Origin of the sequence: Actinomadura sp. SCN-SB (assembly GCF_043906805.1) — a bacterium.
In the GTDB taxonomy this organism is placed as follows: Bacteria; Actinomycetota; Actinomycetes; order Streptosporangiales; family Streptosporangiaceae; genus Spirillospora.
The window spans coordinates 28,503-55,310 of the sequence record NZ_JBIMPP010000046.1 but is presented as its reverse complement, the minus strand read 5'-3'; the positions used below and the strand labels follow the sequence as shown (position 1 = coordinate 55,310).

Annotated in this window: 26 protein-coding genes; 3 read left to right on the top strand and 23 right to left on the bottom strand. The window is 70.3% G+C overall.

Features of this window, described 5'->3' with window-relative positions; all coding sequences use genetic code 11:
• Positions 1 to 406 precede the first annotated feature (406 nt).
• The 7 genes from ACGWYJ_RS26140 to eccD form a co-directional block, all read right to left on the bottom strand.
• The gene (locus ACGWYJ_RS26140; RefSeq protein ID WP_395108967.1) at positions 407 to 1,801 is read right to left on the bottom strand and encodes a S8 family serine peptidase; all 1,395 of its coding nucleotides are present in this window, start codon (positions 1,799 to 1,801) and stop codon (positions 407 to 409) included.
• Positions 1,802 to 1,904: 103 nt separating this feature from the next.
• A complete protein-coding gene (locus ACGWYJ_RS26135) occupies positions 1,905 to 3,161 on the bottom strand; it encodes a hypothetical protein (protein ID WP_395108966.1) in 1,257 nt (418 codons plus the stop codon).
• Positions 3,162 to 3,198: 37 nt separating this feature from the next.
• A complete protein-coding gene (locus ACGWYJ_RS26130; RefSeq protein WP_395108965.1) occupies positions 3,199 to 3,555 on the bottom strand; it encodes a hypothetical protein in 357 nt (118 codons plus the stop codon).
• Between the two features lie 197 nt (positions 3,556 to 3,752).
• Positions 3,753 to 4,040: a WXG100 family type VII secretion target gene (locus ACGWYJ_RS26125; protein WP_395108964.1), complete on the bottom strand. Its 288-nt coding sequence runs from the start codon at positions 4,038 to 4,040 to the stop codon at positions 3,753 to 3,755.
• Positions 4,041 to 4,082: 42 nt separating this feature from the next.
• The gene (locus ACGWYJ_RS26120; RefSeq protein ID WP_395108963.1) at positions 4,083 to 4,403 is read right to left on the bottom strand and encodes a WXG100 family type VII secretion target; all 321 of its coding nucleotides are present in this window, start codon (positions 4,401 to 4,403) and stop codon (positions 4,083 to 4,085) included.
• 287 nt (positions 4,404 to 4,690) lie between these two features.
• Positions 4,691 to 6,097 carry a type VII secretion protein EccB gene (gene eccB, locus ACGWYJ_RS26115; protein WP_395108962.1) on the bottom strand — a complete coding sequence of 469 codons (1,407 nt, stop codon included), beginning with the start codon at positions 6,095 to 6,097 and terminating at the stop codon, positions 4,691 to 4,693.
• Positions 6,098 to 6,106: 9 nt separating this feature from the next.
• Positions 6,107 to 7,504 carry a type VII secretion integral membrane protein EccD gene (eccD, locus tag ACGWYJ_RS26110; RefSeq protein WP_395108961.1) on the bottom strand — a complete coding sequence of 466 codons (1,398 nt, stop codon included), beginning with the start codon at positions 7,502 to 7,504 and terminating at the stop codon, positions 6,107 to 6,109.
• 709 nt (positions 7,505 to 8,213) lie between these two features.
• On the opposite strand from eccD, the gene ACGWYJ_RS26105 reads away from it, so the two are divergent.
• A complete protein-coding gene (locus ACGWYJ_RS26105; RefSeq protein ID WP_395108960.1) occupies positions 8,214 to 9,194 on the top strand; it encodes a hypothetical protein in 981 nt (326 codons plus the stop codon).
• Here the strand turns inward: ACGWYJ_RS26105 and ACGWYJ_RS26100 are convergent.
• The gene (locus ACGWYJ_RS26100; protein WP_395108959.1) at positions 9,124 to 9,525 is read right to left on the bottom strand and encodes a hypothetical protein; all 402 of its coding nucleotides are present in this window, start codon (positions 9,523 to 9,525) and stop codon (positions 9,124 to 9,126) included. The two genes, ACGWYJ_RS26105 and ACGWYJ_RS26100, sit on opposite strands and share 71 nt — an antisense overlap.
• A 299-nt stretch (positions 9,526 to 9,824) precedes the next feature.
• Here ACGWYJ_RS26100 and eccCa point away from each other — a divergent pair, with 299 nt between their 5' ends.
• The gene (eccCa, locus tag ACGWYJ_RS26095; protein ID WP_395108958.1) at positions 9,825 to 13,808 is read left to right on the top strand and encodes a type VII secretion protein EccCa; all 3,984 of its coding nucleotides are present in this window, start codon (positions 9,825 to 9,827) and stop codon (positions 13,806 to 13,808) included.
• 30 nt (positions 13,809 to 13,838) lie between these two features.
• Here eccCa and ACGWYJ_RS26090 read toward each other — a convergent pair whose 3' ends face one another.
• From ACGWYJ_RS26090 to ACGWYJ_RS26045, 10 genes are all read right to left on the bottom strand, one after another.
• Positions 13,839 to 14,990, bottom strand: a complete 1,152-nt coding sequence (locus ACGWYJ_RS26090) for a S8 family serine peptidase (protein WP_395108957.1) — start codon at positions 14,988 to 14,990, stop codon at positions 13,839 to 13,841.
• Positions 14,991 to 15,094: 104 nt separating this feature from the next.
• Positions 15,095 to 15,487: a hypothetical protein gene (locus tag ACGWYJ_RS26085; RefSeq protein WP_395108956.1), complete on the bottom strand. Its 393-nt coding sequence runs from the start codon at positions 15,485 to 15,487 to the stop codon at positions 15,095 to 15,097.
• A gap of 136 nt (positions 15,488 to 15,623) precedes the next feature.
• Positions 15,624 to 15,932 (bottom strand): DUF1416 domain-containing protein, encoded by a 309-nt coding sequence (locus tag ACGWYJ_RS26080; RefSeq protein WP_395108955.1) that lies wholly within the window; start codon positions 15,930 to 15,932, stop codon positions 15,624 to 15,626.
• Between the two features lie 46 nt (positions 15,933 to 15,978).
• Positions 15,979 to 16,818 carry a sulfurtransferase gene (locus ACGWYJ_RS26075; RefSeq protein ID WP_285699094.1) on the bottom strand — a complete coding sequence of 280 codons (840 nt, stop codon included), beginning with the start codon at positions 16,816 to 16,818 and terminating at the stop codon, positions 15,979 to 15,981.
• A 46-nt stretch (positions 16,819 to 16,864) separates the two neighbouring features.
• On the bottom strand, positions 16,865 to 17,305 hold the full coding sequence (locus ACGWYJ_RS26070) for a DUF4395 domain-containing protein (protein ID WP_395108954.1): 441 nt from the start codon (positions 17,303 to 17,305) through the stop codon (positions 16,865 to 16,867).
• Between the two features lie 318 nt (positions 17,306 to 17,623).
• On the bottom strand, positions 17,624 to 17,938 hold the full coding sequence (locus ACGWYJ_RS26065; RefSeq protein WP_395108977.1) for a thioredoxin family protein: 315 nt from the start codon (positions 17,936 to 17,938) through the stop codon (positions 17,624 to 17,626).
• 211 nt (positions 17,939 to 18,149) lie between these two features.
• Complete coding sequence (locus ACGWYJ_RS26060; protein ID WP_395108953.1) at positions 18,150 to 18,890, bottom strand: anti-sigma factor family protein; 741 nt, start codon at positions 18,888 to 18,890, stop codon at positions 18,150 to 18,152.
• Positions 18,887 to 19,402, bottom strand: a complete 516-nt coding sequence (locus ACGWYJ_RS26055) for a sigma-70 family RNA polymerase sigma factor (RefSeq protein ID WP_395108952.1) — start codon at positions 19,400 to 19,402, stop codon at positions 18,887 to 18,889. The genes ACGWYJ_RS26060 and ACGWYJ_RS26055 overlap by 4 nt, the downstream gene beginning before the upstream one ends.
• A 75-nt stretch (positions 19,403 to 19,477) precedes the next feature.
• Positions 19,478 to 20,182, bottom strand: coding sequence for a DUF2993 domain-containing protein (locus tag ACGWYJ_RS26050; RefSeq protein WP_395108951.1), 705 nt, complete (start codon positions 20,180 to 20,182; stop codon positions 19,478 to 19,480).
• Between the two features lie 122 nt (positions 20,183 to 20,304).
• Complete coding sequence (locus ACGWYJ_RS26045) at positions 20,305 to 20,565, bottom strand: MoaD/ThiS family protein (RefSeq protein WP_395108950.1); 261 nt, start codon at positions 20,563 to 20,565, stop codon at positions 20,305 to 20,307.
• Between the two features lie 218 nt (positions 20,566 to 20,783).
• Here ACGWYJ_RS26045 and ACGWYJ_RS26040 point away from each other — a divergent pair, with 218 nt between their 5' ends.
• Positions 20,784 to 21,500, top strand: coding sequence for a response regulator transcription factor (locus tag ACGWYJ_RS26040; RefSeq protein WP_285699085.1), 717 nt, complete (start codon positions 20,784 to 20,786; stop codon positions 21,498 to 21,500).
• 147 nt (positions 21,501 to 21,647) lie between these two features.
• On the opposite strand, the gene pstB is transcribed toward ACGWYJ_RS26040, so the two are convergent.
• The 5 genes from pstB to mshD form a co-directional block, all read right to left on the bottom strand.
• Positions 21,648 to 22,424: a phosphate ABC transporter ATP-binding protein PstB gene (pstB, locus tag ACGWYJ_RS26035; protein ID WP_395108949.1), complete on the bottom strand. Its 777-nt coding sequence runs from the start codon at positions 22,422 to 22,424 to the stop codon at positions 21,648 to 21,650.
• A gap of 79 nt (positions 22,425 to 22,503) precedes the next feature.
• Positions 22,504 to 23,424 (bottom strand): phosphate ABC transporter permease PstA, encoded by a 921-nt coding sequence (pstA, locus tag ACGWYJ_RS26030; protein ID WP_395108948.1) that lies wholly within the window; start codon positions 23,422 to 23,424, stop codon positions 22,504 to 22,506.
• Positions 23,421 to 24,401: a phosphate ABC transporter permease subunit PstC gene (pstC, locus tag ACGWYJ_RS26025; RefSeq protein ID WP_395108947.1), complete on the bottom strand. Its 981-nt coding sequence runs from the start codon at positions 24,399 to 24,401 to the stop codon at positions 23,421 to 23,423. Before pstC ends, pstA begins: the two co-directional genes overlap by 4 nt.
• A gap of 101 nt (positions 24,402 to 24,502) precedes the next feature.
• Complete coding sequence (pstS, locus tag ACGWYJ_RS26020) at positions 24,503 to 25,609, bottom strand: phosphate ABC transporter substrate-binding protein PstS (RefSeq protein ID WP_395108946.1); 1,107 nt, start codon at positions 25,607 to 25,609, stop codon at positions 24,503 to 24,505.
• Between the two features lie 269 nt (positions 25,610 to 25,878).
• Entirely contained in the window at positions 25,879 to 26,766 is an 888-nt protein-coding gene (gene mshD, locus ACGWYJ_RS26015; RefSeq protein WP_395108945.1) for a mycothiol synthase, read from the bottom strand.
• Between the last annotated feature and the right edge of the window lie 42 nt (positions 26,767 to 26,808).

Sequence of the window (26,808 nt, the reverse complement as noted above, 5' to 3'; positions counted from 1 at the left end):
CCGCGTCAGCGGTATGCGAGTCCGCCGACGGCGAGGGAGCGGGAATGGGCTCGGGACGTGCCTCCTCCGTGGGAGAGTCCACATCCCACGGTTCTCGCCTCGAAGGCGGTGAGGACGGCTCAAGGGCCGCCAGTCCCCGCTGAGACGCACCGAGCTCCCGCAACACGCTCTGCTGCCACCCCGACTCGGACACCTGCCTCCTTTCTCCGCCGCCAGCGTACGAGACTCCCGGCCACCCCGCACCGCCAACCCCCGAGAGATCGCAACGCGAGGATCAAAGGGCCGTAACGGACCCGGGGCCGCCACCATGGAGACACCCAAACGGACCCCACGGACAGTGCGCCGACCGGCGCAGGCGGAGAGGTACGCCCGGAAGCGCGCTAGACGAACTCGGCGGAGCCAGGCCCTACTGCGGCGGCGGCTGCTGCGGAATGTCCTGGTGGGTCTGCGGCGGGTAGCCCTCTTGGACGGGCGGCTCGAAGCGTGGCCGCTGCCCCGGGGGCGCCGACTGCGGACGACCCTCCATGCCCTGGGACGGGTACGCGCCCGAGCCCGGCTGCGACGGCTGCCCAGGCCCGGGATAGGGCCCCGTGCCGAACGTCGGCGGCGCCCCCGGCACCGGCCCCACCGGCCCCGCGGCGGCCGGCTTGGACCTGCGGGTCTTGTACAGCGCGAAGAGGATGGCCAGGACCACGACGAGCAGCATTCCGAGCATGCCGAACAGGCCCGTCCAGTCCGTCAGCGGCTTGTCGTCAGAGCTTCCGCCACCGGCGGCGTTCTGCGGATCCGCCTCTTCCTTATGCGTGGCCGCCCACTTGTCGTACTCCTCGAACACCGGGTTGGGGGTGCTCTTCGGGATCATCCCCTCGAAGATGCGATAGGGCCGGGTGAAGCCGTACCCGGTCTGGTCGTCCTTGCCCTTCGGGCCGATGTCCTTCGCGGACGCGACCAGTTGGCGGACGACCTCCCGGTTGTTCCACTCGGGGTGCGCCGACCGGATCAGCGCCACGATGCCCGAGGTCAGCGCCGACGCCTGGCTCGTCCCCGCCTTGTTGAAGTTGAGGCTGCCGTCGGCGGAGACGCCGGACGCCAGCACACCGGGACCGGCCACCTTGACGTACGGCTGGCGCTGGGTCCGCACCCACGGCTTGGGAGTGATGTCCGCCGCGCCGACCGAAAGGACACCGGCACAGTTCGCGGGGTTGTTGGACGCGTTGGCGCCGTTGCCGTCGTTGCCCGCGCCCGCGACGACGACCGCGTCCTTCCTGATGGCGTGGGCGATCGCCGCCTGCATGTCGGCGGGGCACGGCCCCGGCGCGGCCTGGGACAGGTTGATGACCTTGGCGCCGCGGTCGGCCGCGAAGCGGATCCCCTTGGTGAACGCCGGGCTCGACTGGCCCACGACCGGCAGGATCTTCGCCTCCGGCGCGACGCCGAGCAGGCCCGTGCCGGTCCCGCGTGAGGCGATCAGCGTGGCCATGCGGGTGCCGTGGCCGCCATCGGAGAAGCTCTGGTTGTCCGTGCGGGCGTCGCCGCCACTCCCGGTCTGGAAGTCCGCGCCGGGCAGCACCGCGCCGGACAGGTCCGGCAGGGTGGCTTGGACGCCGGTGTCGATGACCGCGACCGTGACGCCCCGCCCCTTGCCATGCGGCCACAGGCTCTTCTCGACGTCCCAGATGCCGAACCACCATTGAGCGGGATGCGGTTTCCGCGCGGCCGCGGCGGCGCCGGGAGAGGCCGTCGCTCCGATCATCAGGACGGCCAGACCAGCGCTGACCGCCGCTCGGCTCCACCGTCGCATCAGCGTCCTCGCAATTCAGCTCGCACAAGTGGCGACATGGGAGAGTCAGCGTAATACGCAGCCTCTTCCCATGCCGCCACAATCGGTCAACCCGCCTGAAAAGTCACCCGATCACCGGCGGGGCGGTCTCGTCGTCACCGCCCCAGACGTCCTCGTCCTCGGTCAGCCAGGTCGAACGCTCATGCTCCTCGTCGTTGCCACGTCCACCGGCGCCCGCGCCCATCGGCATGCCGCCCATCGGCATGCCTCCGGCGCCCATGCCGCCACGGCCGAGCGCTCCGCCACCGGGGAAGGCTCCCCCGGCCCCGCCGAGGCCCGCACCGGCCGGCATGCCGCCGGGACCACCGCCCGGGGCACCGCCTGGCAGACCGCCCGGTGCGCCACCGCCGAGGCCGCCACCCGGACCGCCGCCCAGGCCGCCACCGCCCAAGCCGCCACCGGGCATGCTCGCCAGGTCGCTGCCGGGACCGCCACCAGGACCGCCGGGGAAGCCCGGACCGCCGGGCGGGTCGCCGATGCCACCCGGGCCGTTGGGGCCGCCGCCGGGGCCGCCGCCGGGGCCGCCACCCGGACCCGGGAAATCACCGGGGCCGGTACCGGGCGGAGCACCACCGGGCGGACCGCCGGTGTTCGGCATGCCGCCGGGAGGCGGGCCGCCGCCGGGCATCTCGGGGCTCCCCGGAGGCTGCCCGGGGGGCGGAGGCGGCGGCGGCCAAGGCGTATCGACGTTGGTGGACGGCATATTGATCGCAATTTCCCCAGGAAACTGGTCGTTCGTCTCCACCGTGCCCTGGTTGATCTGCTGCAGCACGTCCTCGGCCTGCGCGTTGTTGCCGAGGAAGGCGGAGACGGCGGCGGGGCCGAGGCCGGTGATGCTCACGGCGCGCTCCGCCCACACCGAGACCTCATGCACCCAGTTGTCGTTGGCTCCGCCCGATCCGTACTGCTGCTTCCACTGGGTCTGCTTGTTCTTGTGGTTGTTGAGCGCCGTCTGGCTCTGCCTGCTGGTCTCCTGGATCTCGATGGCCTGGCGGTACGCCTTGTTCATGTTGTCCAGGGCCTTGCGGGCGGCGTCGTCGCTCCCCCAGGCGTCGATCATCCGCTCGGCCTGCCGGTACAGCAGGTTGATGGTCGTCTCCATGCGGGAGGCGAGACTGCCGTACGTGTTGGCGGCGGTGGCGAGCTTGTCCGGCTTCATGCCGTCGACGATCCGCTTGAGATCGTCGTAGTGGTCTTCCCAGAGCTGGATCTTGTTCGTCCAGCCGGAGATGCCTTCGTCGTGCGTGTTGAGCTGGCTCTGCCGGATCTGCCCGCCCCCGATGGAACCAGGCGGTGGGGGCGGCGGGGATGGAGGACTCATTCGCGATCACACCCTCTCTTGTCAACCGCCTGCGACATCAGTCGAGCCTCGCACGGTTACGGACGCCGGCCGCAGAGTTGTCGTCGGCGTCGCGGTAATTCTGCTCCGAATTCTCCAAAGCGGTGATCACTGCCTCGTACGCCTGGACGAATGCCTGGTGCGTATTCCCGATCTGGTCCCTGGCGTTTCTGATCGTCTGGTGCAGTGACCTGCCCGCCGTGTAGTCACCCATGGCCTCGACCGGAGGGAAGGAGTCGTCGATCTTCTCCTTCCACCGGCCGTCGTGCAGGTTGTTCATGTCAGCGCGCAGAATGCGCGCGATATCCTTGAGCGTGTCGTGATCGATCCTGACTTCTCTGGTGCCAAGCGGCGGCAGATTTCTGGGGTGCCCCACGTCTTTTCACACCTCCTGTCGGCATTTCGCCGACTGATTCATCCCCATCGGCCGTCACCACAAGTCAGGACGGCACATCATGCGTTCGTCCAAGGGGACCGGGCCGGGCCCTGGTCGGTCAGGTGACCAGGGCCCGCTGGCCGGTCAGGAGGCCGGCACGCGCTCGCGCGTATCTCGGCCGGGTCCCATACGGGAGCTCAGCTCCAGATGGTGGAGTTCGACCGTTCGGCCTGCTGGTAGTTCTCGTTCGCGTCACGGATCGCCAGCCCGAGCTGGGCGACGACGTTCTGCATGTCCTTGGCGGCGGCGTCCCACTGCTTCTGGAAGACCCAGTAGGCCTCCTGCGCCGAGCCCTCCCACTGGTTGAGCTTCGTGCGCAGCTTGCCCTCCAGGTCGTTCAGCTCGTCCATGAGGGCGCGGGCGGCCTGGCTGAACTGGGCCTCACCCTCGGTGAGGCCACCGAAGTTGGCCCTTGTGTAGCTCATCTCTCTCCTTCAATCCAGAGTCGATCACCGTGCGGGTGAGTGTCAGGTACTGCCGTTGAGCAGGGCCTGCACCTTGTTCACGGCCTGCTGGGACATCTCTTCCTTGGACTCGTAGGTGATCTTCGTCTGGACCAGGCTCTCGTGCATTCCCTCAAGGGCCCTCAGCACCTTGTTGAAGTCCTCGTTGAAGCGGTTGAACACCTGCTCGAACGCCATGGAGGCTTCGCCCTCCCACATCGAGCGGACCTGGTTCTTGTGTCCCTCGAGCTGGCTCTGGAGCCCCTTGATGATGTTGGCCGACGCGTCCACGTCGTTGGCCGCCTGCTGCATCGCTGCTCTGTCGACGGCAGACTGCTGTCCCATCCGTCACCTCCAGTGACTGGTTGTCAGGACCCGCGGAGATCGTGCGGGCAGAGGCGCCCGGGTCGTCGCGCCGTATGCCCCCGGGTTTCGGCAGCACGAAAGCCCCTGTGGCTGATCTTGAGCGGGGGGTCGCGCGCCGCAGAGTATCCACCAGAATACGGTCTTGATCGTAGGGTGTCCATCCCCTTACCGGGGGCCAGGACGCCTTACTTCTCGCACCCTCTCCTTTCACAGTTCGTTGGACGATCGTTGATCAGTCGCGGTTCGGCCGGATCCGCAAATTCTGATCAGTTCGCTGATTGAGCATTCAACGGAACGGTGGTCGACACGGCGGCCGGATCGAGCACCGGTCCCTGAGCGATCAGGTCCAGAACGCCGGCCGGGACCTTCGAGGCGTCCCCCGGCAGCGCGTACCCGAGGCTCTCCGCCGCCTGAGCGTCCTTGATCGGGAACCGCTTGCCCTCGGCCACCAGGTAATACGTGGTGACCTCGGCGGCCTTTCCGGGGCTCGGCACCCGTCCGGCCAGCGCCGCGCTGCCGGGCGGGAACACCATCTGGTCGGCGCCCACCGGCTGCGGCCCGCCCGGCGGGGACGGCAGCGACCCGCCGATGGCCAGCTTGGCGTCGGAGTTGCCGGTCGGGTCGTCGTAGACCGCGCACAGCGCGCTGCTCTCCTGGTACGGGGCCATGGCCGGCGCCCTGCCGTCCAGCCGCGCGTCCCGCACCTGCTGCCGCGACTGCGGCGTGGAGTTCACCCGGCCCGCGTCCACGGGGATCGCCTGGACCTGCTGGTTGCCGTACGCGGCGCGGGTACGCGGGTCGGCGACGAGCAGGTCCCGCTGGATCGTGGTGATCGGCGCCAGCCCGTCGGCGAGCAGCACGTACGCGGCGGCGTTGCCGGAGGAGGTGTTCACGCCGAAGACCTGGCCGACCCGCCCCGGGCCGAGCGGCCCCTGCGCGGGCTGTCCCAGCCCGGCGATCGGCGGCGCCGCGTAGTCGGGCCCTTGCGACACCGAGTCGAGCCACTTGCCGGAGATGGTGACCGGCGTCCCGCCGAGCGTGGCCAGCGCGTACTGCGGCATCCGCATCCGCATGTTGCGCCACAGCAACCAGTTCTGGCCGTCCGCCTGGACGACGACCGCCTGGTCGTTGCGCAACGGGGTGCCCCCGACCCGCCGCCCCGCCAGGAGCGTCACCAGGGACTGGCGTCCGGCCGAGGTGGTCGTCACCGCGCGCACGCACACCGACCAGGGATTCTTCGTCAGCTTCTTGGGCTCGGGCAGGGTGTTGGGCGCGCCCTGGATGCCGATCAGCGGCCCGCGCTCGAACTTGCTGAGGGAGTTGGTGGAGACGGTGCGGCGGCTCTTGGAGTCCTTGCCCGCGACGAGCCTCGCCGAGACGTAGTTGGCGACCGGGCACAGCTTGCCCTCACACCAGATGTACCGGGCGCCGGTCTCCTTCTCGACCAGCAGCATGCCGGGCTTCTCCAGCCCGGTCGCGCCGCCGGGACGGATGATGCCGAAGATGCCGAAGGCCGCGCACACCAGAATCGCGATCATGATGCCGCTGAACGCGCCGACGTTCATCCTGCGCAGCGGCAGCTCGGGGTTGTCGGGCTCTCCGGTGATCAGCGCCAGCGAGGCCCGCTGGGTCATCAGCCGGTGGGCCTGCAGCAGGTCCTTGCGTGTCTGCATGGCGACCCCCTAACCGGCCAGCCCGCGCATGTACGAGAACAGCCCGCATTCGCCCGCCGCGAGCGGGATGAGCACGATCAGCAGGAACAGCTCCAGGATGTCGCCCGCACGCCCCCAGAACGGCGAGGGCTGCCGGCCGGGCAGCCACAGCCCGACGCCGGCCACGATCGCGCTGAACGCCAGGACCGGCACCACTCCGCCGGCCACCACCATCACGATGGAGCCGTCCATGGAGATGGCGAGCGCCAGCGCGCCGAGCCCGGCCATGCCGGGGACGAGCAGCGCCAGCCTCTGCACGCGGCCGCGGAACAGCCGGGAGCGCAGCAGCATCAGGAACGAGATCACCGCCGCGGTGATCGGGCCGAGCCAGCCGTCGTCGAAGGCGGAGGGCAGCAGCCCGAGGAACCCGGTCAGGCCGAGACCGACGGTGAAGCCGGTGATGAACCGGTCGGCGAGCGCGGTGCGGGTGAGGACCTGCTGGCCGTCCACCATGATGGTGTCGCGCCGCAGGTCCTCGGCGCTCTGCGGGACGGGCGGCAGCGTCACCTTGGAGAACCGGAACGCCAGGGTCGGGGTGAGCGGGGTCAGCATCATCGCGACCACCACCACGAACGCGGCGATCCCGGCGGGGTCGAGGTTCTCGAACAGCAGCGAGATCCCGGAGCCGATGGCGCCGAGGAGGCCGCCGACGACCGTCCCCCAGAACACCGAGGCGCCCTCGGTGACCGCCGCCGCGGCGATCATCGCGACCAGGACCACGGCGCCGAACCCCGCCAGCACGTGCAGCGCGCCCAGGTCACCGAACGCGGTGTCGCGGGCGGGAGCGAGCAGCCCGGCGAGGAAGGCGTGCGGGATGGCCGCGAAGCCGAGAACCGTTCCCGCCCGCGCGTCGCCCGCCGCGCGCGAGACCGACACCGCCGCGATCACCAGCAGCAGCGCGATGGCGCCCGCGCACGCCGCCGGGACGATCCAGGACGGCCCGGACAGCAGCAGCATGACCGCGGCCACCGCGGAACCGCCCGCGCCGACGCCGAGCGCGAAGTTACGCGTCCATTCGGGACGCCACCGGTCACGCCGGTCCCTCACCGCGGTCGCGACCACGTCCGGGACGTCGTCGAACGCGAGCTCCGGCAACTGCGACATCCCGGGACGCAGGTAGAGCACCTCACCATCGCGCAGACCGGCCTGCGCGGGCGTCACCCCACCGTCGAGCGGGGCGTCGTCCAGGCGCTGCAGCACCCAGCCTCCGTGCGCCAGACCGGCGTCGGCCATGCGGTTGCCGGAGTAGTGCAGGATCGCCGGGAACAGCTGAGCGAAGGGGACATGCGCGGGCAACGAGATGTCGATACGGCGCTTGGGGGCCACGACCGTGACCCGGCACAACTCCGCCCCCGTGACTTTAGCCACCGTTCTCCCTACCTAAGCTCACACGGGCCGCACAGAACGGTCCGACACGGCGGAAACCGTAACAACATAGAGCGTGGCTTAGTAGACGCGCGACACGTTGTGCTCCCCCGCGCCCCGAATGGTTACGGCACACAACCGTGACCTCCGCCTGCCGGCACGGACACTCGCCCCCAAGCGTCCAACCCCAACACCGCTGGTGCACCGCTCCGGACGCCCCCTTCCGAACCGACCGTCTTGTACGGTCATCCGACAACCCCGAGGCATTGTCGACCACCCAGATCGCCACGCGGACGAGACCGGCTCGCAGACTGGAGGCCCCGTGGGCAACAACAGAATCGCCAACTACCTGAACGGCCCCAACCCACCCCCCGCCCGTCGCCGTCGCAGGGTGGGGGCGGCTCCGGCAGCGGGGAGGTCCGCTTCGACCCCGCCGAGCTGAGAAGGCTGGGCGGGCAGATCGAGACCGAGCTCACAGAGATCTTCAAGCAGGCCCCCTACAAGCTCAACGCCGAGCCCCGCAACGTTCAGCCGGACTCCTACACGATGTTCGCGATCGAGGCGGCGCTGGCGTACACGCAGTTGATCGAATTCGCCGACCAGGACCTCATCCAGAAGTCCCGGCACGCGATCGACATCCGCGACCGGATGGAGACCACGGCCGCCACCTACGCCAAGGCCGAGGACTCCTCCACGCTCAAGGAGGGGAACTATGGACCACTACTCCGACCAGCTCGACTTCGCCATCGTCATGGCCTGGTCGGTGACGGTCGCCCTGTACATCCTCGCGGTCCTCATCGGCGTCTTCATCTACCTGATGTTCGTCGTCACGACCCTGCTGGCGATCTTCGCCACGGGGATCGCCATCGCGGCCGCGACCGTCGTCGGCACTCCCGCCGCCGCGCAGCTGATGGCCCAGGCGAACCAGTTCGCCGGCGTCTGCTACCGCGTGCTCAGCACGGGCTCGACGGTCATCACGCAGATCTCGCGTGGCACTGCGGCCATCTGGACCGCGTTCCTCGGCACCAACGCCGTCGGCCAGCACTTCAACGGCAACGCCCAGGTCCGGGCGACCGCCGTCCAGGCGTCGATCAACGGCGCCGATGACATGCTCAAGGGTGCCGTCAACTACCTCCTCGTCAAGCGGACGTCCGAGGCCTTCGGGGCCAACCCCACCACCAAGCTGGGTACGCCGCTGACGTCGCGCATCGCGCCGTTGACCTTCGGGGAAAAGTTGGCGGCCACGCTCGGCACAGCCGACGCGCTCAACGGGTCGCCCGTCCTGGGCTCGTTCTTCAGCGACTGGGGCCACTCCTACGGGACGGATGAGGACGGCAACCCGGCACCAGGCCACCTAGAACCCGATCCAGGCCCTGTCGTGCTCAGCCAGGGCCGGGCCTGGATTTACCCAGGTCCGAGCGCAGGCCCAAGCGCTGCTGCAAATCGTCGAGCATCCTCTGCGCCTGCTGGCCGGTCTGCCGGAACATGTCCTGCATCTCGTTGCGGACTGCGGCCAGCTTCCGCGCCCGTTCCCGCGACTCCCGCAGCATCCGCTCGATGTCCATGTCTCCGGCTGGGAACATTCTCTCCTCGCGTACTACGGCTTGGCAAAGGCGCCCTGGTCACCACCCGTCATCTCGGATCCAGCGTGGCAGCAGCCTGCGGGGCGCGAAGACGTACACCAGCGCTATGAGATTCAGGACGATGGCGCATCCGACGAGGATGACGCCCAAGGCCATCGGAAGACCGTCGAGCACCACGTCCAGGCCCGCCGCGAGCAGCATGAGAAGGAAGGCGCCCGCCCCCCATGGCATGGCCAGTGGCGAGTACCACTGGGTGGTCCTGTTGGGATACCAGGAACGCCACCGTCCCGTGTACGCCATCACTCCGGCTACGACACACCCCACGAGGAACACCACGAAGGCCGCCAAGGCGATGTAGGCGAAGACGGGATTGTCGATGCCCGGCCGTTCGGGGCTCGTCAGGCCGGCCTCGGCCCAACCGGGGCGCACGTACGCGATCATCTCCCGTGTCTCCCCTCGCCGAGCGATTCACCAAGCGATCCAGCGGGGTTCGAGGAACCCTACTCGACCATCGTGAACGTTTCAGGCCCCTGCCGCGTCGGATCTCGGTGCCGCTCGCCCGGGACGGAAACGTTTGTACGTGCCTCAGGAACGGGCGGTTGCGGTTGGGATGAGCACGAGTGACCATATACGCACGGTCATGACCTTGAATGGGGCATGACCTTCACCCCGTCGCTCGCGTCCGTAGGATGTCCAGCCTTGGGTGGGCGCATGCCCAGGGATGAGGGGAGCTTGAGCCAGTGAGCACCGTCGTGGTCCGGCGCAAGGAACGGCGCAAGCCACCGGAGTTGCCGCGGGGTGAGATCCTGCTGGAGTCCCCGCCTGAGTTGCCCGAGGTCGTCAGCGACGGGTTCCGGAACGTGATGACCTACCTGCCGATGGCGGCGGGGTCGGGCGCGATGGCCTTCATGTTCCTCAACCCCAATTCCAACCCGATCCAGATGGTCGCGGGCGGGATGATGGGGCTGTCGATGTTCGGCATGATGCTCTCGCAGGTCGGGCAGCGCAGCGGGGAACGCAAGTCCAAGCTGAACGCCGACCGGCGCGACTACCTGCGTTACCTCGGCCAGGTCCGGGCCAAGGTGCGCAAGGCCGCCGCGCAGCAGCGCGAGGCGCTGGAGTGGTACAACCCCGACCCGTCGCGGCTGTGGTCGCTGGCGATGAGCGCGCGCATGTGGGAGCGGCGCCCCGAGGACGGCGACTTCGGGCAGGTGCGGGTCGGCGCGGGCCCGCAGAAGCTGGGCGTGCAGCTGATCGCGCCGGAGACGAAACCGGTGGAGGACCTGGAGCCGATGAGCGCGGGCGCGCTGCGCCGGTTCATCCGCACCCACTCCACCGTCCCGGCGCTGCCGGTGGCGATCAACCTGCGCTCGTTCTCGCGGATCTTCCTGTCCGGGGACGGCGAGGCGACGCGGGCGATGGTGCGGGCCATGCTGATGCAGCTCGCGACCTTCCACACCCCTGACGACGTGCGCATCTCCGTGTGCACCTCGCAGGAGCAGCTCGTCCACTGGGACTGGGTGAAGTGGCTGCCGCACGCGCTGCACCCCACCGAGTACGACGCCGCCGGGCAGGTCAGGCTGATCGCGCCGACCATGTCGGAGCTGGAGGTCATGCTCGGGCAGGAGGTCAAGGACCGCGCCCGGTTCGTGGCGGGCCGCCCCTCCTCCGAGCTGCCCCTGCACGTGGTGGTGGTGGACGGCGGCATGGCGTCCTACGACTCGCAGCTCGCCGCCGACGGCATCGAGGGCGTGTGCGTGATCGACCTGTCCCAGACCGTGGGCAGCACCACCGAGGCCGGCACGCTGCGGCTGAACGTCGCGCCCGACCGCGTCCACATGCTGAAGAAGGACCGCACCGGCAAGGACGTCCCCACCCCGATCGGCAAGCCCGACAAGGCGAGCGTCGCGCAGTCCGAGGGGCTGGCCCGGCAGCTCGCGCCGTTCCGGAGCAGCGCCACCGACACCGAGGTCGAGGACGACGTCCTGTCCGGCAACATGACGCTGACCTCGCTGCTGGGCGTGGACAACCCGTACGCGGTCGACCCGCAGCAGGTGTGGCGGCCGAGGGCGCAGCGCAACCGGTTCCGCGTCCCCATCGGCCTGGACGCCGACGGCCGTCCGATCGAGCTGGACATCAAGGAGTCGGCGCAGGGCGGCATGGGTCCGCACGGCCTGTGCATCGGCGCCACCGGTTCCGGTAAGTCGGAGCTGCTGCGCACGCTGGTGCTGGGCCTGGCGATGACGCACTCGCCGGAGATCCTGAACTTCGTCCTGGTCGACTTCAAGGGCGGCGCGACGTTCCTGGGCATGGACGGCCTCCAGCACGTCTCGGCCATCATCACGAACCTGGAGGACGAGCTTCCCCTGGTCGACCGCATGTACGACGCGTTGCACGGCGAGATGGTGCGGCGCCAGGAGTACCTGCGGCAGATGGGCAACTACGCCTCGCTGCGCGACTACGAGAAGGCCCGGCTGGACGGCGCGAACCTGCCGCCGATGCCGACGCTGTTCCTGGTCCTGGACGAGTTCTCCGAGCTGCTGCAGGCCAAGCCGGACTTCGCCGAGCTGTTCGTGATGATCGGACGGCTGGGCCGTTCGCTGGGCGTCCACCTGCTGCTGGCCTCGCAGCGCCTGGAGGAGGGCAAGCTGCGCGGGCTCGACACCCACCTGTCGTACCGGATCGGCCTGCGGACGTTCTCGGCGATGGAGTCGCGGGTCGTGCTGGGCGTCCCGGACGCCTACGAGCTGCCGCCCGCGCCCGGCAACGGCTACCTGAAGTTCGCGACCGAGCCGATGGTGCGGTTCAAGGCCGCGTACGTGTCGGGGCCCGTGGACGAGCAGCCCGGCCAGGCGCAGAACGGCAACACGGGCAGCCAGATCGCGGCGCAGGTCGTCCCGTACATGTCCGGGTACATCCGCCCGCAGGTGATCGAGGAGCCGGGCGCGCGGCAGCAGCCCGAGCCCGAGGACAACAAGAACAAGGCGTCGCTGTTCGACGTGGTCGTGGGGCAGCTCGCCGGGCACGGTCCCGCCGCGCACCAGATCTGGCTGCCGCCGCTGGACGACCCGCCGCCGCTGAACCAGATGCTGCCGCAGCTGTCGGTGACCCCGGAGCACGGCCTGACCACCGCCGGGTGGGAGGGGCGCGGCAAGCTGTACGCGATGGCCGGGATCGTGGACAAGCCGTTCCACCAGCGGCGCGACCCATACTGGCTGGACCTGTCGGGCGGCGCGGGCCACATCGGCATCGCGGGCGGGCCACAGAGCGGCAAGTCCACCGCGATCCGTACGCTGATGGCGTCGCTGGCCCTCACCCACACCCCGGCCGAGGTGCAGTTCTACTGCCTCGACTTCGGTGGCGGCTCGCTGGCGGCGATGGCCGACCTGCCGCACGTCGGCGGCATCGCGACCCGTCTGGACGCCGACCGCGTCCGCCGTACCGTCGCCGAGGTCAGCTCGCTGCTGGAGCAGCGCGAGCGGGAGTTCGCCGAGCGCGGCATCGACGGCATCGCCACGTACCGGCGGATGCGTGCGTCGGGCGAGTACCGGGGGGACGGCTACGGCGACGTCTTCCTGATCGTGGACAACTGGCTGACGCTCCGGCAGGACTACGAGGCCATCTCCGACACCATCACGCAGCTCGCGGCGCGCGGGCTGGGCTACGGCATCCACATCGTCGCCGCGTCCAACAAGTGGACCGAGTTCCGCACCAACGTCCGCGACCTGCTCGGCACCAAGCTGGAGCTGCGGCTCGGCGACCCGTACGAGTCGGAGATCGACCGGAAGCTGGCCGGCAACGTCCCCGAGAACCGTCCCGGCCGCGGCCTGTCCCGTGACGGCTTCCACTTCCTGACCGCGCTGCCCAGGATCGACGGCGGCGGCGCCGACGAGTCGCTCAACGACGGCGTCATGAAGATGTGCCAGGCCATCGCGCAGAACTGGCAGGGCCCGCGGGCGCCGCAGGTGCGGATGCTGCCGGACGTGCTGCCCGCCGCGCAGATGCCCACCCCCGCCGAGACCGGCCTGCGCATCCCGATCGGCATCGACGAGGACTCGCTGTCCCCCGTCTTCCTGGACTTCAACTCCGACCCGCACTTCATCGTGCTGGGCGACACCGAGTGCGGCAAGTCCAACCTGCTGCGGCACATCACCACCGGCATCACCGACCGGTACACGCCCGATCAGGCACGCATCATCTTCATCGACTACGGCCGTTCGCTGCTGGACGTGGCCACCACCGAGCACCAGATCGGGTTCGCCGCGTCCGCTCCCGCCGCGGTGTCCCTGGTGAACGACATCCGCGGCGCGATGATGGAACGCCTCCCCCCGGCCGACCTCACTCCCGACCAGTTGCGTTCGCGCTCCTGGTGGACGGGTGCCGAGCTGTTCCTGATCATCGATGACTACGAGATGGTCGCCACGTCCGACAACCCGCTGCGTCCGCTGGTCGAGTTGCTGCCGCAGTCCCGCGACATCGGCCTGCACATCATCCTGGCCCGCGCGATGGGCGGCGCGGGACGCGGCATGTTCGACCCGGCCATCACCCGCATCAAGGAGATGGCCTCGCCCGGCCTGGTGATGTCGGGCAGCAAGGAGGAGGGCGTCCTGCTGGGCAACGTCAAGCCGGAGAAGCTGCCCGTGGGCCGGGGCTACCACGTCGACCGCCGCACCGGCACCCGCCTGATCCAGACCGTCCTCCGCGAGGAGACCCCGCAGGCATGATCCCGCCGGACGGCGCCCGGCTCAGGGGGGTCAGGTGCCGGAGCGCCAGCCTCGGCGGCGGCCCGCGGGGATGACCACGGCGCCCGCGGCGACGGCGGCGGCAGCGGCGAGGGTGCCGCCGGCGATGGAGAGGGCGATGACGCGGCCGGCGCGGTCGTCCGGCGGCGGCTGGTCGATCCTGACCTTGTGCGGGACGGCGGCCACGGCGGCCTGGCCGCGGGCGACCGTGGTGACGGCGCGGAGCGGGTTGACGATGCCCGAGCCGGTGCCGGCGCCCCGGGAGCCGTCGGCGGTCAGCTCGATCTGCCGTTTGACCTGCTCGCGATTCATCTTCGGGTGGTACGAGCGGATCAGCGCCGCGGTGCCCGCCACGAACGGGGCGGCCTGGCTGGTGCCGTCGGACATGTGGTACGTGCCCTGCGGCCAGGTGCTGACGACCGACTGGCCGGGCGCCGTCACGGTGACCGGGGTGGTCTGGTTGGAGAAGGTCGCCAGCGAGCCGTCCTTGTTGAGCGCGCCGACCGCGATGACGCCCTCGTAGCTGGCCGGGTAGGCGTTGCGCGGCGTCTGGCTCTGGTCCCTGATGTTGCCGGCCGCCGCGACGATCACCACGTCCCGGTCCAGGGCGAACCGCACCGCGGCGCGCAGCTCCGGGTAGTCGGGCGACTGGGACGACATGTTGATGACCTTGGCGCCGAGGCTCACGGCGCGGCGGATCGCCAGCGGCGCCCACTTGGGGTCGTTCTGCTGGCCGCCGGTCGCCGCCTTGATCGAGATCAGCTCGGCGGCGGGCGCGACCCCGAGGAACGGGATGCCCTGCGCGCGCAGGTCGGCGGCGCCGATGATGCCCGCGACCTCGGTGCCGTGGCCGACGCAGTCCTCGTTGCCGGTGTTGGTGACGTCGTACTGCTTGACGCGGCCCCGCAACTGGGGGTGCGACGCGTCCACACCGCTGTCGATGATCGCGACCTTGACGCCCTTGCCCCGCGTCAGCTCCCACGCCTCGGTGAAGTTGAGCTGCTCCTGCGGCCAGAGCTGGGGCGGGAGCTGCTGCCTCGGCTGCCCGGCCTCGCGGGGCTGCTGGCAGGGGGCCGCCGCGTTCGCCATGGGCGCCAGCGGGGGAGCCCACGCCAGCCCGAACCCCAGAGCCGACACCAGAGCGGCCCACCGTGCACGCCTCAATGCCACCACTCCCCTGGGGCGAATCAGAGCCACCGCCTGCTGCCGGGAGCACATGTTGTCATAGCGGTGCGAATCGCAATTCTAAGCCCGCGCCGCGAAGCGCTTCAGCCGATCCTGCCGAGGGCGTCGTTGATCGCCTGGGTGAGCTGCTCCATCTGCTTCAGGCCCTGCTCCGGCGAGCCGGACGCCTCGTCCCCGTCCGTGGTGGACGGGACGGGGCGCAGCCCGTCGAGCGCGGCGTTCACCGCGGTGACCACCAGTCCGGCCAGCTCCTCCGACGGCAGGTCGCGCACCTTCTCGTCGAACGCCACGGCCGTCAGCCGCCCGTGCTCGGCGGTGGCCGTGACCCGTCCTCCCGCGTCCCCCGTGGTCGCCTCGCCCACCGCCGTCGCGCCGTCACCGCCCGCCACCACCGGACGGTCGGCGCGCATCTCCTCCAGCGTCGCCCGCGCCTCGGCCAGCAGCCGGTCCAGGTCCGCACTCGAGAACTCGGTCAAGCCGGTCATCCCTCCCTGATCAGCAGCGATCCCGGGACGAGCATAGTCATCCCGGACGCGACGGGCCCCGCCGTCCGCGCGAACGCGGAACGACGGGGCCCGTGCGAACCGGCTCCGAATCAGAGCGTGCTTCGCGTCAGATCGCCACCTCAAGGGCCGCGACCTCGCCGGTCTTGGCACTGACGGTGCTGTCGACGCTGACGCCGCCGGCGGCGAGCACGCGCACCGTCCACTCACCGTCGGCGGCGAAGAAACGGAACACGCCCTCGTCACCGGTGACGACCTCGGCGGTGAACTCGCCGGTCGAGTCGAGCAGACGGGCGTAGGCGCTGGACACCGGAACGCCGTCGCGCGTCACGGTGCCCTGGATCACGGCTTCCTTGGACAGGTCGACGGTCGCGGGCAGGTGCGCCGTCTGCGCGGGCGCTGCGCAGCCCTGGGTCATGACTCCTCCTTTTCCGCCGTGCTCGGCGGCCGTACTCCGCGGAAGGTTACTTCGGCTCGCCGAGCTCGACGGGAACGCCGACGAGCGAGCCGTACTCGGTCCAGGAACCGTCGTAGTTCTTCACGTCCTCCAGGCCCAGCAGCTCGTGCAGAGCGAACCAGGTGTGCGAGGAACGCTCGCCGATGCGGCAGTAGGCGATGGTCGGCTTGCTCAGGTCCACACCGGCCTCGGTGTACAGTTCGCGCAGCTCCTCGTCGGACTTGAACGTGCCGTCGTCGTTGGCCGCCTTGGACCAGGGGATGCTGCGCGCGGTGGGCACGTGACCGGCCCGCTGCGCCTGCTCCTGCGGCAGGTGCGCCGGGGCCAGCAGCTTGCCGCTGAACTCGTCGGGCGAGCGCACGTCGATCAGGTTCTTCTTGCCGATCGCGTCCACGACCTCGTCACGGAAGGCGCGGATGCCCAGGTCCTGCTCCTTGGCCGTGTACTGGGTGGCGGGACGCTCGGGCACGTCGGTGACCAGCTCGCGGGAGTCCAGCTCCCACTTCTTGCGGCCGCCGTCCAGCAGCTTGACCTTCTCGTGCCCGTACAGCTTGAAGTACCAGTAGGCGTAGGCGGCGAACCAGTTGTTGTTGCCGCCGTACAGGATGACCAGATCGTCGTTGGCGATGCCCTTGCCGGACAGCAGCTGCTCGAAGCCCGCCTTGTCGACGAAGTCGCGGCGGACCGGGTCCTGCAGCTCGTTCTTCCAGTCGATCTTCACGGCGCCACGGATGTGGCCCTTGTCATAGGCGGACACGTCCTCGTCGACCTCGACGAGGACGAGGCCGGGGGCGTCGAGGTTGGCCTCGACCCATTCGGCGTCCACCAGAACGTCTGAGCGGCTCATGCGGGAACCTCCCTGTCGGAGCGGATCTTTGCGGTGATGCGGCGGATCAGTGTTGCCGGAGGGGGGACGACCCGCGCCCCCCGAACCGGCCTCGTCGGAGCAAGAGGTACACCTCGCAGCCCAGGCAGAACCCGAACGCCGCGTTCAGGAACGCCGCCGCCAGCGCGAGCGCCGTGGCGCCGATTCCCAGCCAGGTGGCCTCCAGGGCGTATCCGAGCGTCCCGGCCAGCGCGAACGCCAGCCCCACCCCCTGCGCGAACCGGGGCGGGGCCGCGTCCTCCAGCTCGGCGGGCGGGCCGAGCCGGGGACGGATCAGCGCCTGGTACACCAGCCCGTACGGCGCGTACCTGAGGCCGAAGACGGTCGCGATGGCGAACACCACGGCCTGCGCGGCCAGCAGGATCCAGCTTCCCGTCACCAGGACGACGATCAGGACCAGGGTGGTCAGGGTCGCGGCCCATCGCTGCCCACGCGGATCAACCTGCATCGGGGTCTCCTGGCGGAGGGAGTCTGTGCGTTCGGCTGGAGGGTCGGCATGCTCGGGCGGGCCTTGGAGGCGGCGCCATGGGGCGGTGCACCCTGGGAAGGGCGGACCCGGCGGCCCGGCCGGGCGGCGAGGCGCCTCAGGCCGAGCGACAGAGCGAGGTGGACACGCGGCAGAAGTCGACCGCGCGTCGCTTCGTGAGCAGCTGCTCTGTCCGGTAACGCACGGTCCGATGGTAAGCCGCGCCCCGTGGTCCTGTCACATCCGTCTCGCTCCCCGAGACGAATCCATGGACCTTTTCGCAGGTCAGCGTTGCCCTGGTCATGATGTGGCCACACCGAGGGCGGCGATCACGTCGGCCTTGCGCGGGGCTCCGGAGGCGCGGCGGACGATCCGCCCGTCGGCGTCCAGCACCAGCACGGTCGGGGTGCGGACGACGTTCAGCCTGCGGACCAGGTCCAGATGGGACTCGGCGTCGAGCTCCACGTGCGCCACCCCGTCCACCATGCCCGCGACCTCGCCCAGCACCCGCCGGGTGGCGCGGCAGGGGGCGCAGAACGCGGTGGAGAACTGCACGAGGGTGGCGCGCTCGCCGAGCCGCGAGCCGATCTCCGCGGCGCCGAGCCGCTCGTCCATCCCGCCGGTCACCCCCTCGGCTCCGCCTTGCGAACGTCGTGGACGTTGTGGACGTCTCGGGCGCTGTGGGCGCAGCCTGCCGTCCCGGGCGCGCCGGACGAGGCCGAACACCGTCGCCGCGGCGAGCACCAAGATCGCGACAATCGCACCTTCCACACCTGAACCCACGCCTGGATCAAACCATGCCGGCGCCGGTTCTCTTCCCCTTCCGTCACGCCGGAATGGTGAGAATGGGCTGTCCGTCGAGCGTGACGATCCGTATCGAGACGAGCTGGTCGCGCTGGAACATGGTGGAGCTCTCGTACACGCCGAAGCCCTTGTCGTAGGCCACATGCCAGCTACCGAGCATGTCGCGCTCCCCGTCCCGGGACACCGCGTACCAGCGGCAGTCGCCGCCGCGCGGCACCCCCGCCAGATGCAGCTCGACCTTCGTGCCCCACTTCTTCCTGTAAAGCACGAGGATGCCCCGGACCCCGCTGCTCGCGTCCGTGGCGCTGAGCCGTTCGCCTCCGGCGGTGGCGGCCGGCGCGGTGGGCACGGAACGGGCGGCGGGAGGCGTGCCGCCGTCCCTCCAGGCCGTCACGAACCCGCCCAGCAGGCCGCCGATGACCAGCAGGGCGCAGGCGGCCAGGGCGGCGGGCGCCCACCAGAGCCGCCCTCCGCCGCCGGAGGGGCGGACGAGGGCGGCGAGCCGCGCCCGCGGGCCGCGCCGCCGTTCGGCGGCGCGGGCCAGCAGGGAGTCGAGCAGTTCCGGCGGAGGGCCCGCCACCTGGGCGAGCTGTGCCTCGTTCACCCGGCCGAGCAGGGCGGGCATGCCGGCGAGCCCGGCCAGCTCGTCCCGGCAGGACGGGCACGACTCCAGGTGGGCCTCCAGCCGGGAGCGTTCCGCCGGGTCGATCGCGCCCAGGACGTACACGCCCAGGGAGGTCCGCAGCTCCGCGCAGTGGGTCACGGCGCCAACCCCCGTTCCTCCAGGACGAGTTTGAGCGCCCGCAACGCGTAGTACGAGCGGGACTTGACGGTACCGGGCGGTATCCCGAGCACCTTGGCGGCCTCGGCCACGGACCGGCCCCGGTAGTAGGTCTCCACGATCACCGCGCGGTGCTGCGGGCTGAGATCGGCCAGCGCCTCGGCGACCGTCCACGACTCCAGCGCCCGGTCGATGTCGTCGGACCCGGCCGCGGTCATCACCACCTGCTCGTCGATCCCCGTCTCCGGCGGCCTGGCCCGCCGCGCCCGGTGCGCGTCCACCACCAGGTTGCGCGCCACCGTGAACAGCCAGGGACGCACCGGACGCCCGGCGAGCGCCTCGGGGTGCCGCCAGGCGCGCAGCAGCGTCTCCTGGACGACATCCTCGGCCTGAGGCCGATCGCCGCCCGTCAGGCGCAGGACGTAGCCGAGGAGAGGACCCCCATGCTCGTCATAGAGCGCGCGTAGCAGCCCCTCATCCGCGGTCGGACCCACACAATCAACACGTACGACCCCACAGAGGGGTTCACAACCCTTGGGACCGGGTTTCCCGTCCGGGGCGCGGGCTCATCAGTCGCCGCTGAGGTTGTTCAGGCTGAGGTTGCTGGCGGTGGCGGTCACGCGCAGGCCGTCCCCGGTGGGCCGGATCTCGCTGATGCGGGACCCGACCGGCAGGCTGGTCAGGGGGACGTTCCAGGTCAGGCGGCTGCGGACCAGGCTGAGCGGGATCGGGACGCCCGAGCCGCTCGGGCTGACCGACACGGGCGTGATCACGATGCCCCTGGCGGTGGCCCGGACCGACAACACCGCGGTCCCGGACAGCGGCACGCCCAGCAGCCGGCCGCCCAGGTCGACCTGGAGATCGTCGCCCTTGGGCTGGATCTTCTTGATCTGTTCGGCGGCGCGCAGCCGCAGCACGTCGTACGGGACCAGAGCGGAGGCCGTGGCGGCCTGGACGGTGACGTTGTTGACGTTGCCGGAGGCGATGTCGGGCAGCGCCGCGCCGATCCGGCGCATCTGCACCGTGACGTCCCTGACGGTGATGCCCGCCTGCTTCCAGTCGCCGATGGCCACGTCCACCTGCTTGTACTCGCCGCCCACCGCCTGGGTGAGGAACGGGAAGCCGTGGATCCGCACGTCGGGCCGCTGCGGCAGCGCGTACTGCGCCGCGACCTGCCTGGCGATCTCGTTCTCGGCGATCCGCACGCCGATCCGGTCCACGGCGACCACGAGCCCGACCACCATGATCAGGAGGACGATCAGCACTTTCCGCATTGCACTCCTCAGGAACTCGTGGCCGGGCGCCGTCGGCCACGCGCTCCGGTCGGCCACACATTAGTGGGACGAATCGGGCACCGTGTCCCTCCAGGGAGTGACATGAAACGGGAAGTGTGAGATCAGCCACCCGCGAACGGCGGCAGCACCTCGATCACGGCGCCCTCGGACAGCTCGATCGCGCCGTGCGGGCGGGTGCCGACCGGGGCCCCGTCCACCAGGAACGAGCTGCGCCGCACGACCCGGTCGAAATCCGCCGACCGCCCGGATCTACGGGCCGCCTGCGCCAGCGCGACCTCAAGGGTGGGCGCGTCGAAGGGCTCCTCGTCGACGCCCGCCGCGGCCTTGGCGGCGGCCCAGTACCTGATCGTCCCCTTGGCCATGGTCTCGGCCTCCCCTCCCGTTCATCGCGCCGACCCGCCCCCTGGCCCCATTGCCCCATGAGGCGCCTGGGATATCCTCTAGGGAGAGGGATCCGGGCGATGGGGCCATGGAGTTCATCGAAAGTCCAGCATGGCACCACCTCGCGAGCCGTGGCCGTGCCGGGGCTCGACGATGAACCGCCTGGGTCCTGACGTCTTTCTGGGCGAGGAGGCGGCACTTGAGCAGCTTGCTCCTGCTGACCAACGCTTTGGAACCTTCCGATGAGGTCCTGCCGGCGCTGGGCCTTCTGCTGCACTCGGTCCGCGTGGCGCCCGCAGAGGCGTCCGCGCTGATCGACGCGCCGCCGGCCGACGTGGTGCTGGTGGACTGCCGCCGCGACCTGGTCCAGGCCAAGAGCCTGTGCCGGCTGCTGCGCACCACCGGACTCGACTGCCCGCTGCTGGGCATCGTCACCGAGGGCGGCCTGGCCGCGCTCAGCCCCGAATGGGGCCTGGACGACGTGCTGCTGCAGACCGCGGGGCCCGCGGAGGTGGAGGCCAGGCTGCGGCTCGCGGTCGGACGCGCCGCCGCGGTCGCCGAGGCCGACGACGTCCCGGGCGAGATCCGCAGCGGCGAGCTGACCATCGACGAGGCCACCTACACGGCCCGTCTCCGCGGCCGCGTCCTCGACCTGACCTTCAAGGAATTCGAGCTGCTCAAGTACCTGGCGCAGCACCCGGGCCGGGTCTTCACCCGGGCGCAGCTCCTCCAGGAGGTCTGGGGCTACGACTACTTCGGCGGCACCAGGACGGTGGACGTCCACGTCCGGCGGCTGCGCGCCAAGCTGGGCGCCGAGTACGAGTCGCTGATCGGCACCGTCCGCAACGTCGGCTACCGCTTCGTGCCCGACCACCGTCCCGGCGACCCGGAAGAGGCCACCCCGGTCAACGCCTGACACGCCTGATCGCCGCCCTGGACGCTCAGTCATGCGGTCGGCCGAGCCCCGTGAGGTGCCCGCCCGGCTCGCGAACTCCTCCGCCGACACGGCCGCGCCGATGGCGCGCCAGGCCCCGGAATGAGCCGGGAGGAGGGGCCGCGCGGCTCAGCCGAAGCGGCCGGTGATGTAGTCCTCGGTCGCCTTCTCCTCCGGGTTGGTGAAGATGGTGCTGGTCTCGCCGATCTCGATCAGCCGGCCCGGCCTGCCGGTCCCGGCGATGTTGAAGAACGCCGTACGGTCGCTGACCCGGGCCGCCTGCTGCATGTTGTGCGTGACGATCACGATGGTGTACCGGCTCTTCAGCTTGGCGATCAGATCCTCGATGGCCAGCGTGGAGATCGGGTCGAGGGCCGAGCACGGCTCGTCCATCAGCAGCACCTGCGGCTGCACCGCGATCGCGCGGGCGATGCACAGCCGCTGCTGCTGCCCGCCGGACAGGCCCGCGCCCGGCTTCCCCAGCCGGTCCTTGACCTCGTTCCAGAGGTTGGCGCCCTTGAGCGACTCCTCCACGATGTCGTCGAGCTGGGACTTCCTGCGGACGCCGTTCAGCTTCAGCCCGGCCGCCACGTTGTCGTAGATCGACATGGTGGGGAACGGGTTGGGCCGCTGGAACACCATGCCCACCAGGCGGCGCACCGCGACCGGATCCACGGAGGGGGCGTACAGGTCCTCGTCGTCCAGCATCACCTTGCCCTCGACCCGGGCGCCGGGGATCACCTCGTGCATCCGGTTGAGGGTCCGCAGGAAGGTGGACTTGCCGCAGCCCGACGGCCCGATGAACGCGGTCACCGAGCGCGGCTCGATCGTCATCGAGATGTCCTCGATGGCGTGGACGCCGCCGTAGTAGGCGTGCAGCCCGGACACTTCGATCCGCTTGGCCATGGGGTGAATGCTCCTTGCTCGGTTCGGCGGCCGGGGCGGCCGTGGTCGGGGGGCCGGAGGGGCGCGGGGCGGGGACGGATCAGCGTCCTCCGGCGGGGCGGTAGAGGCGGGCGATCATCCGGGCGCCCAGGTTCAGCAGCATGATGATCAGGATCAGCACCAGCGCGCCGGTCCAGGCCCGGTCGATGGAGTTCTGGTTGGGGTCGGCGGCCTGCTCCCAGATGAAGGTCGGCAGCGAGCCCTGCGGCCCATCGAACGGATTGGTGTTGATCGCCTTGGTGAAGAAGATGGTCAGCAGCAGCGGCGCCGTCTCGCCCATCACCCGTGCCACCGCCAGCATGATCCCGGTGACGATGCCGGTCATCGCGGTGGGCAGCACCACGAAGCAGACCGTCCGCCAGCGCGGCACGCCCAGCGCGTACGACGCCTCGCGCAGATCGGCGGGGACCAGCTTCAGCATCTCCTCGGTGGCCCGCACCACGGTCGGGATCATCAGGATGGTGAGCGCCAGCGAACCGGCGAACCCGGAGAACTCGAACCCGAAGGTCAGCAGCCACAGCGCCAGGATGAACAGCCCCGCCACGATGGACGGGATGCCGGTCATCACGTCCACGAAGAAGCTGATCACGCGCGCCAGCCGGCCGCCGTTGCCGTACTCCACCAGGTAGATCGCGGTGAGCACGGCGATCGGCACCGCGATCAGGCTGGTGATCGCCACCTGCTCCAGGGTGCCGACGATCGCGTGGTAGGCGCCCCCGCCCGGGTCGCGGCCGCTCAGCCCGTTCATGGAGAACCGGAAGAACGTGCCGTCCAGCCGGGCCAGCCCGTTGGCGACCACCGTCCACAGGACCGACACCAGCGGGATCACCGCCAGCGCGAAGGCCATGTAGACCAGCACCTGCACCAGCCGGTCCTTGATCTTGCGGCGGAGGGAGACCGAGGTCAGCTCGGACCCGGTGCGGGTGGGCTTGCTCAGGCCGGTGGCCGGTGCGGCGCTCACACGAACTCCCTGCGGCGGGCGACGACGGCGCGCGCCGCCATGTTGACGATGAGGGTGATGACGAACAGCACCAGCCCGGAGGCGATCAGCGCGCCCTGCCCGGTGCGGGTGGCCTCGGCGAAGCTGTTGGCGATGTTGGCGGCGAAGGTGGCGCCGCCGTCCTCCAGGATGTGCGGGTTGATGCCGGGGACGAAGGTCAGCACCATCGCGACGGCGATGGTCTCGCCCATGGCGCGGCCGAGCCCGAGCATCGACGCGCCGATCATCCCGGAGCGGCCGTACGGCAGCACCGACATCCGGATCATCTCCCAGCGGGTGGCGCCCAGCGCCAGCGACGCCTCGATGTGCGCCTGCGGCACCTGTAGGAACACCTCGCGGGAGATGGACGAGATGATCGGCAGGATCATGATCGCCAGTACCACCGAGGCGGTGAAGATCGAGTTCTTGCCGGGGCTGTCGCCGCCGAACAGCGGGATCCAGCCCAGCGCGCCGTTGAGGAACGAGCTGATCCCCTCCATGTGCCGGGAGAGGAAGATCAGGCCCCACAGCCCGTACACGATGCTGGGCACGGCCGCGAGCAGGTCCACCAGGTAGCCCAGCCCGGCCGCGAGCCGGCGCGGCGAGTAGTACGAGATGAACAGCGCGATCCCGATCGCCACCGGGGTCGCCATCAGCATGGCCAGCAGCGAGGACACCACGGTCCCGAACGTCAGCTGCGCGATGCCGAACCGGGGCGGCGTCGCGTTGGGGTCCCAGGTCTGCGAGGTCAGGAAGTCGGCCTGGTTCTCCCGCAGCGGGCCGATCGCCTTCCAGATCAGGAACACCGCGATCGCCGCCATGATGGCCAGCACGATGATCCCGGAGCCGCGGGCGGCCCCGGCGAAGACCCTGTCCCCGGCCCTGCCGGTGCTCATCCGCCGTCCGGCGGCCCGGTGTTCGGCGCCGACGCTCGACTCGACGCCGGTCTGCGTGGTCACGGGTGATCCTCCTCTGCTGCCGGAGCCTGCGCCCCCGGAACCCGGGACGGCCCCGCCACCGAGGTCGTCGGTGGCGGGGCTGCCGTCGTCGGGATCGGTGCTCAGGACAGCGCCTTGATGGATGTCTGGACCTTCGTCAGCACCTCGGCGGGAAGCGGCGCGTACCCGATGTCGGTCAGCACCTTCTGGCCGTCCGCGCTGGCGGTGTAGGTCAGGAACGACTTGACGAACCGCGCCTGCTCGGCCGGCAGGCCCTTCTCACAGGCGATCTCGTAGGTCACCAGGACGATCGGGTAGGCGCCCGGCTCCTTGGTGGCGTAGTCGATCTCCAGCGCGACATCGTTGCCGGTGCCGACGACCTTGGCGCCCGCCACGGCCTTGGACGCGGTGTCCGCGCTCAGCGCGGTGTACTCGCCCGCACCGTTCTTGATCTTGGCGGTCTGCAGCTTGTTGGTCTCGGCGTAGGACATCTCGACGTACGAGATCGTCCCGGCGCCGTTCTTCACCTGCGCGGTGACGCCGTCGGACTTGTTGGCGCCCTGGCCGGCCCTGCCCGGCCACTTCTTCGCCGGCTCCCAGGTCCACGCGCTCGGCGCGGTGGCCTTGAGGTACTTGGTGAAGTTCTCCGTGGTGCCGGACTCGTCCGCGCGGTACACCGGCTTGATGTCGCTCGCGGGAAGGGACGCCCCGGAGTTCTCCTTGGCGATCGCCGGGTCGTTCCACTTCTTGATCTTGCCGGAGAAGATGTTCGCCAGGGTCTCCGGCGAGAGCTGGAGGCCGTCCACGCCCCGCAGGTTGTAGATCACGGCGACCGGGCCGACCACCATCGGCAGGTTGACCGCGTCCGAGCCCTGGCAGCGCTGCTTGGCGGCCGTGGCCTCCTCGGGCTTGAGGGCCGAGTCCGACCCGGCGAAGGCCACCTGGCCCTGAGTGAACGCCTGGATACCCGCACCCGAGCCGCTCGGGTTGTAGTTCAGGTTGGCTCCCGCGCACTTCTGCGCATAGATCTTGGTCCACTCCTCGATGGCGTTCTTCTGCGCGCTGGAGCCGGCGGCGTTGACCGTCGCCTTCGCGCAGTCGATGGCGCCGGTGGGCACGCTCGACGCGCCGGCGGCGCCCTGGTTGCCGTCGCTCCCGCAGGCGCTGAGGGCGAGCGCGCCCGCCACGACCACACCGCCAAGGGCGGCGAGCCGAGAACCGTTCTTCACCGGTAGGTCTCCTCTGAGTTCATGGTCAGGCGGTGTCCCCGACTGCGGGCTGGGGCGATTTGCCCAGGTAAGGGGGTCACCGTCGGAAGAGACCGTAGGCAGGGGAGATGACTAGTCCCCCCGAACCAGATGAACGAGACATGAACGCCACTTGCAAGGGGGGCGAAGAGTGCCTCGCGGAACGGTGGACGTGGAGTTAACGCCGCAGGTCATTCCGCCCAAGAATCCGCAAGAACCGGCGGACATACCGGGACTTTTCGGACTGAATGTCAGGCGGTGCCGTACATGACGTCGACGATGTGACGGGTGAAGCCCAAGGACTCGTAGAGGCGGACGGCCGCCGCGTTGGACTCGTCCACATAAAGCAGGATGTAGGGCACGCCGCGCTGCTGGAGATGACGCAGACCGGCCAGGGTCAGGACACGCCCGAGGCCGTGGCCCTGGGCGTCCGGATCGACGCCGACCACATAGACCTCCCCGGCGCCGTCCGGGTGGACCTTCGTCCAATGGAAGCCCAGCAACTTCCCGGTGGCGACGCCTTCGGCCAGGAAGAACCCGGACGGGTCGAACCAGGGCTCCCGCTCGCGCTGGCGGACGTCCTCGATCGTCCAGGCGCCCTGCTCGGGATGGTCGGCGAACGCGCGGCGGTTGACCTCCAGCCACGCCTCCTCGTCCCGTCCCGGGACGAACGTGCGCAGCCGCACATCATCGGGGACGCGGAACTCGGGCAGCGGATCGGCGGCGGGGCGGCGCATCTGGAAGAGCGCCCGGACACGGCGCAGGCCCTCGGCCTCGGCCAGCGCCGCCGCGGCGGGCAGGTCGCCATGAGCCCACACGCGGAGGGGACCACCAGCCTCGTCCCGCAGAGTGCGCAGCAGCGCGCGACCGTACCCTTGGCGGCGATGCGACGGATGGACGACCAGTTCGGCGGAGGCGCTCTCGTCCTCCGTGGCCGGATCGAGGTGCGCGTACGCGACGACCGTGCCGGACGGATCGGCGATCGTCAGGCCGTGGCCGCCGTTGCGGAGCCGCAGCAGCGCGTGCTCGGACAGGGGGGCCACCCCGTCCTCCTCCGTGGCCGCCTCCACCAGGGAGAGCACCTGGGAGATCTCGGAGTCGGACAGCCTCTCGGTCATGCTCTCGCCCCGTTCGCTCATGCCACGTCACCGCGCCCGGTCATGATCGGGACTCTACGCGGC